Genomic DNA, 13,996 nt, shown 5'->3' on the forward strand with positions numbered 1-13,996 from the left:
CTGCCTTTTCTCGAAGTCGATCCGATCCAACTCATGGTTCGACATCATGTGGCGCGAGCGCCGACACCTGCGTTAGCCGGCGCGCCAGGCCTCGGGCTGGCGCGAGAAGTGCAGAACCGTCTCCGGTAGTTCTCCCGACGCCAGCGCCGCCAGGCTGACCGTATCGAGGACTTTGAGCACGCTGGCGCGGTAGGCGATCCACACGTCCCGCAGCGGTCGCGCGAGGTCGTTGTAGTCGAGCGATTGCGGCTCAATCCCGCGCACCAGCACCATCTCGCCCTCTACGACGCGGATGACCTCGCCGACCGAGATCGTCTCCGCCGGCCGAGCGAGCCAATAGCCGCCATCGGCGCCGCGCTGGCTGTTGACGAGGCCGCCTCGGCGTAGGTCCGACAGGATGTTGACGAGGAAGTTGAGCGGGATCGACTGCGTGCGCGATATCGCCTCACACTTGATTGCCACGCCGTTCGCGGCCGCGATCTCGATCATGGCGCGAGTCGCGTAGTCCGATTTCGCCGAAATATGCATTGTCTCTCCGAGGCAAGATGGAGCCATTCCATACTCAATATATGACATTGAGTGGAAAAGGCTACCCTCTTAGTCATGGCATAATTCATTGAATTTCAAAGATATTTTGGGACGATCGTTTACGATCGGCCGAATCTTTGGATCATTCTTCACAAGTTTTGTTGTGAATAGCCGATATCATGACGAGGTCGATGCGGGGCCAAGGTTCCGCTGCTTAGAGGAGACATCCATGACCGACATTCCCCCGCTCGTCGACGGTGACTGGCTGCAGTCGCGCCTCGATGATCCGCGGCTTCGCCTCTTTGACGCGACGGCCCAGCTCGCCTTTCCTGATGATGAGAAGGACGGCTATTACCGCCTGACCTCAGGGCGTCCCTCCTACGCCGAGGAGCATATCCCGCGCGCTGCCTTCGCGGATCTGCTCGTCGACCTCGCGGATCCCAATTCACGCTTCGCTTTCACCGTGCCGCCGTCCGATGTCTTCGCCCAACAGATCGGTGCGCTCGGTCTCTCCAATGACGATTATGTCGTGGTCTACGACCAGTTCGACCCGGCGCGCAGCGACAAGTTCTACCAGCATTGGGCCGGGCGGCTCTGGTGGCACCTGCGCCTCGAGGGTTTTGAGCGTGTCGCCGTGCTCGACGGCGGCCTGAACCAGTGGAAGCGCGAGGGGCGCCCCACCGAGAGCGGTGAGTTCATCTATCCGCCGGCGAGTTTTCAGGCCAAGCGTCGTTCGGATTTGATCGCGACCAAGCAGGAGGTGCTGGAAGCCATCGACCGCGACGACGTGCTCCTGCTCAACACTGTCGATCCGATCACCCATCGCGGCGAGAAGAACACCTTTTCGCGCCCCGGCCACATCCCGAACAGCCGAAACGTCTACTACGAGGACCTGTTCGATGTGGAGACCGGCAAGCTCAGGGACGCAGCTGAGCTTCGCGCCCATTTCGAGCGCGCGGGAGCTCTCGACGCCTCGAAGCGCGCCATCACCTATTGCGGCAGCGGCATTGCCGCCTCGGTCGAGGCGCTGGCGCTGGCCACGCTCGGCCGCGAGGACGTCGCCGTCTATGACGGCTCGCTCACCGAATGGACCGCCGATCCCTCGCTGCCGCTGAAAGTCGGCGTCGAGCCCTGAGGCGCGCGCTGCCGCCACCCGGGCGGCCCACCATAGCCATGAAACTTCCTTCCCGGATTTGAGATTTCTCTCACAGAAAGGCCGACTCACATGACCAAGGACCGCTCGTCCCAAGATCCAGCGTCGAACAACAAGGCATTTGCCGCTTCGCGGCGACGCTTCCTGCAGCTCTCGGGCCTCAGTGCCGGCGCCGCCGCCTTCGGCCTCGGAGCGGGCTTCGGCCCTGGCCTATCGGCCGCCCGCGCCGCTACGGCCGCCCGGATCGGCTTTACGCCCTACACCTATGCCTCAACCCTGTCGGTGCAGATCGCCGAAGCGTTCAAGGTCGCCGCCGCGCAGCTCGGCGCCACCGGCGAAAGCTTCGACGGTCAGGCGGATTCCTCCGCTCAGCTGAACGGCATCAACCAGCTGATCGCCAAGAACTTCAACGGCGTCTCGCTCGAGGCCGTGGACGGCGGTTCGATCCGCTCGCTCGCCCGCATCGCGGAACAGAACCAGGTTTATCTGAACCATGTCTGGAACAGCGCGACGTGGTTCACGCCCTGGGATTCGAGCGAGTTCTACGCGCTGCATATCCAGCCGAACGAGTATGAGGGCTTCGGCCAGGTGACGCGGGTGCTGCTCGACGCGCTCGGCGGCGAGGGCACGATCGTCCGTGTCGGCGGCACGCTGAACGATCCCTCCGACGTAGTGCGCACAGCCGGCGCCGATGCGGTGATCGCGCAGTATCCCGGAATCAAGCTCGCCGGCGAACTGCCCGGCGACTGGGCGCCCGAGCCGGCCCAACGTGCGGCAAGCGCACTGCTTTCGCGCTATCCCGATACGCGCGGCATCATTGCGCAGAACGACGACATCGCCACCGGCGTCATCGCGGCCATCCGCGCCATCGGCAAGGTGCCCGGCAAGGACATCCTCGTCATCGGCACCAACGGCACGAGCGACGCTGCCAAGCGTATTCAGGCAGGCACACAGCTCGCCTCGGCGATCAACAACCCGTCCTTCATCGGCTACACGCTGGCAGCCAACCTTTATGATCGGATCAACGGCTGGAAACCGGATCCGCTGGAGCGCTCGCTGACCTTCCGCGCCGAGATCCTGACGCGCGCGAATGTCGAGCCTTACATCGCGCGCTACATCGACCTGCCGGTCTCGGCGCATTTCGACGCGAATCTCATTTCCCGCGTGAAGAGCCCGGACAATTGGGATCCGCAGTACGAACTGGTGCCGACCGATCTCGACCTGCTCTGGATCGGCCAGCCCAAGCCAGAGGGCTATGTATATCCCGAGGCCTATACCAAGGGGCGGTCCGACGGTTCGCTGGAGCGCATTACCAAGCTCTACAGCGACCACTACAAGATCAAGATCCTCGATCCGTCACCGGTCAAGGCCTAAGGGCGGAGCGTGCCATGCCGGCCACTGTAGCGCCCTTGCTCGAGGCGATCGATATCACCAAGACCTATGGCAGCAACGAAGTGTTGTCCAAGGTCTCCCTGAGCGTGGCACCGGGCGAGATCGTCGGCCTGATCGGCGAGAACGGCGCCGGCAAGAGCACGCTCCTTAACATCCTCTCCGGCGTCGTCTCCCCCGACGCCGGGAAGCTGCGTCGCAACGGCGCCCCGATCGCCCCCTCGACCTATCGGGAGGCAAGCCGCAGCGGGATCATCCGGGTCTTCCAGGATTCCGCGCTCATCGACAATCTACGCGTCTACGAGAACCTCTTCTTCGGCTGGGAACACTTCTTTACCGGTCGGCTGGGACTGCTGGATCGCCGTGCCATGCTGGACGCCGCGCGCAAGGCGCTGGACGCGGGCGGCCTCACCGAGCTCGCGGCCGATCGTCCAATCTCCGATCTCGCGCCTGGCGAACGCCAGGCCCTCGACATTGCTCGCGCCGTTGCCACGGCCGACCTTCTGGGCATCGAGGCGCCGGTGATCCTGTTCGATGAGCCGACGACTGCGCTCGACAGTGCCAATGAGGAGAATTTCCTGCGCCTCCTGGAGCGGCTGCGCGGGCGGGCCGGGGTCGTCTTCGTCTCGCATCGCCTCGGCGAGGTGCTGCGAAGCTGCGATCGCATCGTCGTGCTCAAGGACGGCAAGCGCGTCGCGGACGCGCCCGCCTCAGGGCTGACGGACGCTGACCTGCACCGGTTGATGGTGGGGCGCGAGCGCACAGGCAACTATTATCGCGAGGATCGACAGAAGCCGCGACCAGGCCCCGCGCGCCTGGAGGTGAACGGCATCGCCATTGCCGGCGCCTATGAGCCGGTGAGCTTCGCTCTCGCGCCCGGCGAAGTGCTCGGCCTCGCCGGCACCGACGGCTCCGGCAAGCGGCGCCTCGCGCAGACCATTGCAGGGGAGCGCAGCCCGGATCGCGGCGAGATCCGCGTCGATGGCAAGCGCCTTCGCACCGGAGTGCCGGCCGCCGTCGCGGCCGGCGTCGCCTTTGTGCCGGGCGAGCGCCAGCATGACGGTCTGATCGTCCGGGAAACGATTCTCGCCAATTTTGAGCTGCCCTCGTTGCATGACCTTTTTTCCAACGCCGCCGGCTTCCGGCTCGGCCGGAAGGCCCGAACGGCCGCGGAACGTTACATCGCCGAGCTTGAGATCAGCGCGCCGAACGGCGTCGAGAGCCGCATCGACACGCTCTCCGGCGGCAACCAGCAGAAGGTGCTGCTCGCCAAATGGCTGGTGCGCGACCCGCGCGTGCTGGTGCTGGAAAACCCGACCCAGGGCGTCGACACCGGTGCGCGCGAGGCGATCTACCGCGCCGTTCGAGATGCCGCCGCGCGCGGTGTCGCCGTCGTGATCGTCAGCGACGACCTTCCCGAACTGATCGGCCTTTCCGACCGGATCCTGATCCTGGTCGAGGGACGATCCACCCGCCTTCTGGATGCGGCGCCGGGCGCCAAGCCGGAAGAGGCCGCCGTCGTCGCCGAAATGATCCCCGCGGGCATCCGATCCACTCCGGGAACCACACCAGGAATTACCCATGTCTGACCAAACTGTCCCCATCGCGCCCCTTGCACGCCTCACGGAACGCCTGCCTTTCCGGTCAGGCCCCAGCTTCGTCGACGTCCTGCCTCTGCTTGTGCTCGTCGCCCTCGTGGTGTTCTTCGCGACCCAGGCGGAGTCCTTTCTCGGCAGCCGCAACCTGCTCGTAATGAGTGGCCAGGCGGGCATCCTGCTGCTGGTCTCGCTCGGAGCAACGCTCGTCATCGTTACCGGCAGCATCGATCTTTCCGTGGGATCGATCATCCTGCTCACCGGCGCCATCCTCTCGCGGCTCCTGGTCGGCGGGGTCGACTCGACGCTGCTCGTGATCCTCGCCACGCTCGCCATCGGCGCGACGGCCGGCTTCGTCAACGGAGCGATCTTTGCCTTCGGTCGCATCCCCTCCTTCATCGCGACGCTCGGGGCGCTGTCCTTCTTCAACGGGCTGGGGCTCACCATCATCGGTGGCCGGTCGATCGCCTTCGATTCGCCTGGAGTGCTCAACCTCGCCATCGGCCAGTGGATCCCGAACGTGCAGAACAGCGCGCTGTTTGGCCTGGTTGCCCTCGCGATCCTGTTCGTTTTCTCACGCTCTACCCGCTTCGGCCGCTACCTCTATGCGATCGGCGGCAATGAGCGCGTCGTCGCCCTTTCAGGCATTTCGATCCGCCGCTACAAGATCCTCGCCTTCGTACTGTCGGGCGTGACGGCGGCGCTGGCAGGTCTGCTGGTGACGGCACAGCTCAGCGCCAGTGGACCGTCGCTCGGATCGACGGCCCTTCTCGATTCGCTGGCCGCGATCGTCATCGGCGGCACCGCGCTCTCGGGCGGCAACGGCGGCGTCCACCGCACGCTGCTGGGCGTCCTTATCGTCACCGTGCTCGTCAACGGGCTGAACCAGCTCGGTGTGCAGGACTTCGCACAGATCATGATCAAGGGCGCGGTGATCGTCGTGGCGGCGATCTTCACCATGGCTTCGCAGCGCGGATTGCATTTGAAATAGTAGCAGTGGGATTGCGGCCTGCTCGCCGCAATCCCTTCAGACGCTAAGCTGAGGATCCGCCGCGTCGATAGGATCATCCGGCCGATACCTGACAGCCGGCACGAGGCTGCATCAAAACCTGCGGACCTCGTGCCGAGCCCGGCATGGACGATTTCCGACATGCGTATGCGGGAATCCAGGCGCCTTTGGCGCCTGCCGAGTTCAGATCGCCAGATAGCCCCTCAAGACATCCGGCTCGAGACGCCCTTCGGGTTCGAACTTGGCGACGATACGGCCTTTTTCCATGACGTAGACCCTCTCCGCCACCGAGCAGATCATGTCGACATTCTGCTCCACCAGGACAATGCTGAGGCCCATATCCTGCCTGAGACGAAGCATGATGCGCGCGATGTCCTGGGCGACATTCGGCTGAATGCCTTCCGACGGCTCATCCATGAGCAGAAGCTGTGGCCTGGCCACAAGTGCGCGTGCAATGGCGAGTTGCTGCTGTTGCCCGCCTGACAAGACGCCGGCTTTCTGGTTCAGCTTTTCCGCGAGAATGGGAAAATACTCGAAGATGCGCTGGAGGTCGCCTGGGTCCGGCCTGCGCACCGCCATCGCGCCCACCGTCAGGTTTTCGGATACCGTCATGCGCGGAAATACGTCGCGTCCTTGCGGCACATAACCGATGCCCAGCCGCGCTCGTTTGTGCGCCGGCAAATGCTGGACAGCCTCCCCCCGAAAGTGGAGCGTGCCTTCCTTGACCGGGATGAGGCCGATCAGCGTCTTCATCAGCGTCGATTTACCGACGCCATTGCGACCCGTGATCGCAAGGATCTCCCCCGGACGCACTTCGAAATCGACGCCCTGAAGAACGGGCTTGTCGTCATATCCGCTCTTCAGATCGGTAACCGTGAAAACACTGTCAGGCATGCGACCGTCCCAGATAGATGGCTTCGACGCGGCTGTCGGCCATGACCTCCTCGACCGTCCCCTGAGCAAAGATGCGCCCGAGATGCATGACCGTCACGCGCTGCGCGACCTGGCGCACGAACGCCATGTCATGCTCGACGACCAGCACCGTTACCCCCTGCGCGTTCAGGGATTTCACCAGTTCGCCGGTTGCCTCCGTCTCCTTTGGCGACATCCCCGCCGTCGGCTCGTCCAGGAGAAGCAGCCGAGGTTTCAGGCAGACCGCCATGCCGATTTCCAGCCATTGCTTCTGTCCATGGCTGAGGTTCCCGGCCGGGCTCCTCGCTTCGGCCGCAAGGCCCAGAAAGTCGAGCATTTCGGCTATCTTTCCGGCAAGCGCATCGGCATCGCAATTGTGCTGCAGCGCCGTTTGAAGGTTTTGACTGACGCTCAGGGTCTTGAATATCCCAGGTACCTGGAACTTCACGCTCATGCCTTCGTGCACCCGCTGGAACGGTTTCAGCCGGGTGATGTCCTTCCCCGCCAGCACGATCTTGCCGCGATCGGGAGAGACCACCCCCAGGATGAGCCGGAAGAACGTGCTCTTGCCGGCGCCATTGGGCCCGATGAGGCAATGGAGCTCACCAGCGTCCAGCGTGAAATCGACGTCCGCCGTGACATGAAGCCCGCCAAAATGCTTGGAGAGGCCCTGTATCTCAAGAAGGGCCATCAGAGGCTTCTCCGGTGGCGCAATGTCTGGGTGATCCGGCCCAGTTTCGCCGCGCCCGAAAGGATCAGCCCGTCGGGCATGAACAGCACGGTGAGGACCAGCAACGCCCCCATCACGACCAGAGCATACTGGTTGCCATATATGGTCAGCGCCTGGAACACGGCGAGAACGATGAAGGTTCCGATCGCCGCGGCGGTGATGTCGGATCGTCCCCCGACGGCGACCCAGACGATGGGGAGGGCAGCAGCGGTCATGCCCATGCTGGATGGCGTGATATATTGCCCCCAGGCGGTGTAGAGGGCGCCCGATAGCCCGGCCAGTGCGGCGCCGATTACGAAGGCGCCCAGCTGATATTTGCGGATGTCGTAGCCAAGCATCTCGGCGCGCTCCGGGTTCTCGCGAATGGCGACGAGCACGTTGCCGAACCGGGAATTGAGCAGGATCCGCAAGCAGAGATAGACGATGAGCAGCAGTGCGAGCACGAGATAATACAGCGGCGGATCCGGGTAGAATACGAAGTCGCCGCCGCTCCACGGCAGGGTCAGCGGCGGCATGGTGTTGATGCCATTGGTGCCGTTGAGGCGGGCGGTTCCGATTTTCCATTCGGGTCCGGAGGTCTGCGCCATGAAGCGCTCCAGGACCAGCGTCACCGACAGCGTGACAATGCCGAGAAAGACGCCGTTGATGCGACTGAAGAACAGGAAATAGCCGAGGATCGTGGCGAACAGCGCTGCCGCCAGGACGGACAGGGCGAGTGCTGCGAAGGTGAACCCGTAGGCGGTGCCGACATTGATGGTCAGCACCGCGTAGCTGTAGCCCGCGATGCCAAAGAAGGCGGTCTGCCCGAAGCTCAGAACGCCGACATAGCCCCAGATCAGGCACAGCCCCAGCGCGATAAAGACCGAGTTGAGGAAGTACACGGTATTGCCGACCGTATATCCGTCGGCAAATGCCGGGAAGACGAGCGCCACGGCGACGACGAGCGCGAAGCCGAGCCAGAACGGACGGCCATGGCCGATCGTTTGCGGCCCTTCTATCAGACTGAAAAAGCGGCGAACTGCGTTCATGGTCATTGCCGTGTCAGGAAGCCCGAGATGCCCTTGGGCAGTATGCGGATGACCACGATCACCGCGATGAGAAGGCCGATCTGGCCGAAGAGCTGGCCCTTCCAATAGGTCATTCCCGCCTTGATGATTGCCAGGATGGCGGCGGCCGGTGCTGTGCCGAGTATGACGTCCGCGCCGCCGACGACGACCGTGACGAAGGCTTCCGTCATGAAGCTCGTGCCCATTGTCGGCACCAGCGTCATGGTCGGCGCGTAGAGGCCCCCGGCAAGACCGGCAAGGCCCGCGCCGATGGCGAATGTCCAGCTGTAGATGCGTCTCGTGTCGAGCCCGGACGCCGCCGCCATATGCGGGACCTGCATCGTGGCGCGCGCGGCGATGCCGAAGCGCGTCCAGTTGAAGACGATGTAAAGGCCCGCCAGAACGGCCAATGCCGACCCGAACAGGACCAGGCGATAGACGGAATACGAATAAGGCCCGACCGCGAAACTGCCATAGGGCGTTCCGATGCTGGGCATGTTCGAGCCGAGCGTGATCAAGGTCGTCTGGGTGACGACAAGACTGATCCCCCATGTCAGGACGATGGAGTCCAGCGGGCGCCCGTAGAGATGGCGTATGCAGGCAAACTCTACGACCATTCCGGCGAGCGCGGAGGCAATTGCGCCGATGGCGATCGCAAGGGGGAGCGGTACCCCGGCATGAACGGCGGCCACCGTGACATAGGCCCCACACATGATGAACTCGCCATGCGCCAGGTTAACGATGCCCATCATGCCGAAGACGATGGCGAGCCCACAGGCGGCCAGGACCAGAAACGCGAACGCATCCGCGAATTGCATCACCATGGCGAATGCCAGATAGCCGGTTTCCATAAAGGGACCTGTCACCAGAAAAGGGGAGATCGCCCGAGCAGCTTTCGCGGGGCGATCTCTTCGTTAAGCGGGTAGGTGGATCAACCCTTCGGCGGCGGATTGTCGGGCGAGTACTGGGTGCTCGGATCAAACTTCGTCAGGTCGCAACCTGCCTGTCCGAGCCAATAGGGCTGCACATTGTCCCAATGGGCCGGGAAGCTGATCGAGTGATCTTCGCCGACCTTGGCAAGATAGATCGAGTGCGAGACATGCTGGCTCTTCGGGTCGATGCAGACCTTGCCTTCCGGTGCGTCGGTGCAGATGTCGCCCTTGGCGATTTCCTTTTGCAGATCGGCGCGCTTGGTCGACCCCTTCGCCCGCTCGACCATCTCCTTGTAGAGATACACCGCCAGGTAGGAGTTTTCGGCTTCCTGGTTGATGTAAGGGATCTCGGGATATTTTTCCCGGAACCGCGCGACGAATGCCTTGGCCTCCGGCGTGTCGATCTCCTCGATGAAGTTCGTCGTCACATGCATGTTGGCCAGTGTCGGCGGCGTGAACCGCTTGTGCTCATAGCTCTGGTTGACGCCGATCGACGAAGCCATGGGCAGGTTCAGCTGCGCTGCCGAAGCCTGCTCGAAATAGGAAGACTGGGAGTTGCCGACCAAAAGCGTCACGACGAAATCGGGCTTGGCCTGCTGGATATTCTGAATGGTCTGCGAGAACTGGGAGACGCCCAGCGGGATCAGTTCCTGGCCAACCAGCTCGCCACCATTTTCCTTGACGATCTGCTTCATCCATTCGGCCGAGATCCAGCCAAAGCTGTAATCGGCGGCGATGGTGTAGACCCGCTTGCCATAGGTCTTCATCATCCAGGGAATGAGCGTCGAGATCTGCTGCTCGGCCACTGCGCCGGTGATCACCATGTTCCCGTCGCAGACGCCGCCTTCATACTGGTTGTTGTAGAAGACGAAGCCGTCGAGCTGGTTGACGATCGGCCGGTAGGCCTCGCGCTCGGACGATGAGTAGCCGGCGAAGACGACGTCGGCCTTGTCGCGCTGGAGAACCCGGCGCATGAATTCCTGGTATCGGGTGTTCTCGGACTGCGTGTCGTAGATGACCAGTTCGATCGGCCGGCCGGCGATCCCGCCCTTGGCGTTGATCTCGTCCGTGGCAAGCTGGATCGCTTCGACCTTGCCCGAAGTCGCAAGCGCGAAGTCGCCCGACTGATCCTCCAGAACGCCGATCTTGATCGGTTCGCTGGCAAATGACGGGACGATTGTCGATACCGCGGCCGCGACCAGAAAACTCCCGGCAAGTGCCGCTTTTCGAAAACGAAGTAGGGCATTCCTAGACACTGCATATTCTCCATCTCAGGTTGAGATCAGGGTATGCAGGGGGCTTGAATCGTCCAATGCTATTTTAGCCCAAACCCTATCGAATTAGCGGATGGAGTGCGCGAGATATGCGCTATCCGCGTCAAGTTTCACGAAACCGTGGTTTCGCGACAAAAAACTTCTTCTAAACCGCTTCAATGCAAGGAAACTGATCTTTCCCCCGACGGCTACCCAGAGGCTTAATGGGCCCAAAATCTGGATGAGGTCCCATGAATCTGCGCAGCATTCGATACTTCGTGGCCGTCGCCGAAGGGCTGAGCTACTCCCGCGCAGCCGAGCAGTTGAACATCAGCCAATCGGCAATCTCCCGGCAGATTCAGATTCTCGAGGACGAGCTCGGCATCAAGTTGTTTGACCGCTTTGGTCGTGGCGTTCAGCTGACGGCGACCGGCGAGGAGTTGCTCGCGGAGAGCAAGGCGATCGTCAACAAAGTGTCGGCGTTGCATGAGCATGCGCGCGAGCTGGCGGGCGGTATCCGTGGCGTTCTACGCATCGGCACGACACCGCAGACTCTGGAGAGCTTCGTCGCCAAGGTGCTCAATCAGTATCGGCAAAAATACCCCAACATAGCCGTGACCTTGATCGAGGACGGCTCCGCGAACCTCATCAGTAAGATCGAGGCAGGCGACGTCGATCTTGCCTTTGTCGCCCTGCCGCGAAATTCGCACTTTGCCAAGCGCGAGCTCTTTCCATTCGGTGCGTTGGCGGTTTTGCCGCCTGGGCATGCCCTGGCCACGCGCCGCACGATCGAGATCGACGAGTTGGCAAATCAGCCCCTCCTGCTCCTGCGTCACAGCTTCATGACCCGAAAGCTCTTCGACGGAGCCTGCGCGCTCTCCTACATAACGCCGAAAATCCTTGTCGAAAGCAGCAGTCCGCACGGGTTGGTTTCGCTGGCCAATGAGGGGCATGGCATTGCCATCATCCCTTCGACCATGCGGCTGCGCCCCAACCAGCACACCGCCGCGCTTCACTATGAAGGGCGTCAGCTCGGACTCTGGATCTCGGCGATATGGGATAATCGGCGCAATGTCCGGTCGCTCACCACGGACTTTGTCAACCTCGCCCATGATTTTGCGCGGATCTCCTATCCGGGGCAGAATTTTCATTTCAAGGAAATGTTCGATTCCGCATCATCCTCGATGGCGTCATGACTGTTTTTGAACTGGTGACAGCACGTTTCGCCGCGTCGGCTCGTTTAACCAAGAAACGAGATGAATGGATGCGATAACGGCATTGGACCTGCCCGGATTTCGAAATCAGGATCGAACGCGACAACAGCCGGCGCCCCCGTGCGCTGTCGGAAAATCGCATATCTGGAGCCAGCATGACACGTTCCGATCCATCAGCCAGCCTGCCTGCCATCCCTGAACTGGCGGCCCACTGGAAGAAGCTCGACCTGGCGGCGATCCTGCGCCGTCCCGCCGCCTTCATCTCCATCAGCCAGACCAAATCCCTTTATGAGCCATGGGGCGCGCAGGCACGAGAGAAGCAATGGGAACGCGGAAGCCTGGAAGCCACGCTGAAAGTCGTCGCCGCGGCAAGGAAGCAGCCGAACTTCCTCTCCTATAGTTGGGTTGGCGCGCCGATCTTTCGCGACAGCCAGCCCAAGACCGCTTTTGACGAGGTTCAGTTCGCATCCTGGGCGGAGGGACACGACTTTTCGCCCGAGAAGCGGCTTGAGGACAATGAGCTGGTCGATCCGCTCCGCGCCGAAGTCCGCTCCGGCGATCTCGAATTCAACGAACTGGCTTTGCAGAGCGCTTTCATCGGCACGCCGCTTCCTATCGAGCTATCGCGGAAGCGTATCGAGGTGATCGTGCTGACTGGCCTCCATCTCGACTGGTGCATCGAGGGCAATGCGCGCGCAGCCCGTGACAACGGGTTCTTGCCGATCGTCATCGGCGACGCGACGGGAACGCAGCGGATCGACCAGCAGGAAGCCGCCTATGAGCGCATCAACAAATTCTTTGCGCCGGTTATCAGCGCGGCGGACTTCGTTCGCTATCTCTCCGCCGATTGACGCTCGAGCTTCTCGAGGCGCCAACGATGCCGGCTCGCGTTAGCCAACGCGACCAAGCAAAAGTCTAGAGCCGTTGGGCGTTTCCAGGAAACGACGGAGGCGTTGGCTCGATCTCCTTTTGACGAAGGTCGTCCAGGCGCGCCAACAGCGCGCCGCCACAACCATGCGGGATTGCACATGCATACTGAACTGACGCCGGAACAGGAAAAGCTCCGACAGGACGCCAGGTCCTTTGCCCGCTCTATTGCATCTCCGCGCGCCGTGGAAACCGATCGCAGCGAGCAGTATCCCTGGGATGTCGTGAAGGGTCTGGCGGATGCAGGGTTCATGGGCATGACCATCCCCCGGGCCTATGGCGGCGGTGGGCGCTCGTTCTTCGATGCCGCGCTGGTTATCGAGGAGATGGCGAAGGCGTGTACCGTCACGGCGCGGATCGTCGTCGAAGCCAATATGGGCGCGATCTCGGCTGTCATGGCCTATGGCAGCGAAGCGCAGAAGAAGCTCGCCGCGGAACTCGTCCTGTCCGGCGACAAGCCGGCCATCTGCATCACCGAGCCGGAGGCGGGCAGCGATACGCTGGCTATGACGACGCGCGCCGACAGGCGCGGCGACGTCTATGTCCTCAACGGGCGCAAGCACTGGATCACCGGTGCCGGCGTTTCGCGACTGCACCTGATCTTCGCGCGGGTGTTCGATGAGGCCGGAGATGAGCTTGGCATTGGCGGCTTTCTGGCGATCCGCGACGAACGGCCCGGCCTGCGCGTGGCCAAGCGCGAACCCACCATGGGCCTGCGCGGCATTCCCGAGGGCGAACTCGTTTTCGAGGACCTCGTTGTTCCGCTGGATCGGGTGCTCATGCCGCCGTCCGGTTTCAAGCGCGGCTTCGTCGACCTGATCAATGCCTATAACAGCCAGCGCGTCGGCGCCGGTACGGTTGCCATGGGTGTTGCCGCGGGCGCACTCGAACTCGCGGTCGAGTGGACCAAGACCCGCGAGCAATTCGGCAGGCCCATCGCCGAGTTTCAGGGCCTGCAATGGATGCTGGCCGACATGCAGACGCAGTTGACTGCGTCGCGGCTGATGCTGCATGCGGCGGCGCGTTCGCGCGGCCCGAATGGAAGCCTTTTTCCCGATCCCGCGCTGGCTGCGCAGGCGAAGATATTCGCCTCCGAGGCGGCGATTACCATCGTCAACAATGCGCTCCAGCTCTTTGGCGCGCGCGGCTATTCGCGCGATCTGCCGCTCGAGCGCATGGCGCGCGACGTTCGGATGTTCTCGATCGCCGGCGGCACGGCGCAGGTATTGCGCACTCTGGTGGCCTCCAAGCTGCTTGAGCGGAAATTGCCGCAGACGCGAGACGGCTACACCAAGGCGGGCGCCTGAA

The 13,996-nt window shown here is 62.6% G+C and carries 13 protein-coding genes; 7 read left to right on the forward strand and 6 right to left on the reverse strand.

The annotated features are described in order from the left end of the window. Positions 1-72: 72 nt before the first annotated feature. Positions 73-528, reverse strand: a complete 456-nt coding sequence (locus OSH12_RS21495; protein WP_266345680.1) for an RrF2 family transcriptional regulator — start codon at positions 526-528, stop codon at positions 73-75. Between the two features lie 229 nt (positions 529-757). On the opposite strand from OSH12_RS21495, the gene OSH12_RS21500 reads away from it, so the two are divergent. From OSH12_RS21500 to OSH12_RS21515, 4 genes are all read left to right on the forward strand, one after another. Next, entirely contained in the window at positions 758-1,663 is a 906-nt protein-coding gene (locus OSH12_RS21500) for a sulfurtransferase (protein ID WP_266345681.1), read from the forward strand. A 90-nt stretch (positions 1,664-1,753) separates the two neighbouring features. After that, entirely contained in the window at positions 1,754-3,055 is a 1,302-nt protein-coding gene (locus tag OSH12_RS21505; RefSeq protein WP_266345682.1) for a sugar ABC transporter substrate-binding protein, read from the forward strand. 14 nt (positions 3,056-3,069) lie between these two features. After that, complete coding sequence (locus OSH12_RS21510; RefSeq protein WP_266345683.1) at positions 3,070-4,659, forward strand: sugar ABC transporter ATP-binding protein; 1,590 nt, start codon at positions 3,070-3,072, stop codon at positions 4,657-4,659. Then, positions 4,652-5,656 carry an ABC transporter permease gene (locus tag OSH12_RS21515; RefSeq protein ID WP_266345684.1) on the forward strand — a complete coding sequence of 335 codons (1,005 nt, stop codon included), beginning with the start codon at positions 4,652-4,654 and terminating at the stop codon, positions 5,654-5,656. Before OSH12_RS21510 ends, OSH12_RS21515 begins: the two co-directional genes overlap by 8 nt. Positions 5,657-5,857: 201 nt before the next feature. On the opposite strand, the gene OSH12_RS21520 is transcribed toward OSH12_RS21515, so the two are convergent. From OSH12_RS21520 to OSH12_RS21540, 5 genes are all read right to left on the reverse strand, one after another. Next, a complete protein-coding gene (locus OSH12_RS21520; protein ID WP_266345685.1) occupies positions 5,858-6,568 on the reverse strand; it encodes an ABC transporter ATP-binding protein in 711 nt (236 codons plus the stop codon). After that, positions 6,561-7,277, reverse strand: coding sequence for an ABC transporter ATP-binding protein (locus OSH12_RS21525; protein ID WP_266345686.1), 717 nt, complete (start codon positions 7,275-7,277; stop codon positions 6,561-6,563). Before OSH12_RS21525 ends, OSH12_RS21520 begins: the two co-directional genes overlap by 8 nt. Continuing rightward, entirely contained in the window at positions 7,277-8,344 is a 1,068-nt protein-coding gene (locus OSH12_RS21530) for a branched-chain amino acid ABC transporter permease (protein WP_266345781.1), read from the reverse strand. Before OSH12_RS21530 ends, OSH12_RS21525 begins: the two co-directional genes overlap by 1 nt. A gap of 2 nt (positions 8,345-8,346) precedes the next feature. Further along, positions 8,347-9,213, reverse strand: a complete 867-nt coding sequence (locus tag OSH12_RS21535) for an ABC transporter permease subunit (RefSeq protein WP_266345782.1) — start codon at positions 9,211-9,213, stop codon at positions 8,347-8,349. Positions 9,214-9,293: 80 nt separating this feature from the next. Next, positions 9,294-10,496 (reverse strand): urea ABC transporter substrate-binding protein, encoded by a 1,203-nt coding sequence (locus tag OSH12_RS21540; RefSeq protein ID WP_380224840.1) that lies wholly within the window; start codon positions 10,494-10,496, stop codon positions 9,294-9,296. A 302-nt stretch (positions 10,497-10,798) separates the two neighbouring features. On the opposite strand from OSH12_RS21540, the gene OSH12_RS21545 reads away from it, so the two are divergent. The 3 genes from OSH12_RS21545 (at position 10,799) to acdA (ending at position 13,995) form a co-directional block, all read left to right on the forward strand. Further along, positions 10,799-11,743, forward strand: coding sequence for a LysR family transcriptional regulator (locus tag OSH12_RS21545; protein ID WP_266345688.1), 945 nt, complete (start codon positions 10,799-10,801; stop codon positions 11,741-11,743). 173 nt (positions 11,744-11,916) lie between these two features. Then, on the forward strand, positions 11,917-12,612 hold the full coding sequence (locus OSH12_RS21550; protein WP_266345689.1) for a cysteine hydrolase: 696 nt from the start codon (positions 11,917-11,919) through the stop codon (positions 12,610-12,612). Between the two features lie 177 nt (positions 12,613-12,789). Beyond that, positions 12,790-13,995: a 3-sulfinopropanoyl-CoA desulfinase gene (acdA, locus tag OSH12_RS21555; RefSeq protein ID WP_266345690.1), complete on the forward strand. Its 1,206-nt coding sequence runs from the start codon at positions 12,790-12,792 to the stop codon at positions 13,993-13,995. Position 13,996 lies beyond the last annotated feature (1 nt).

This window comes from Kaistia terrae, assembly GCF_026344005.1.
GTDB classification, from domain to species: Bacteria; Pseudomonadota; Alphaproteobacteria; order Rhizobiales; family Kaistiaceae; genus Kaistia; species Kaistia terrae.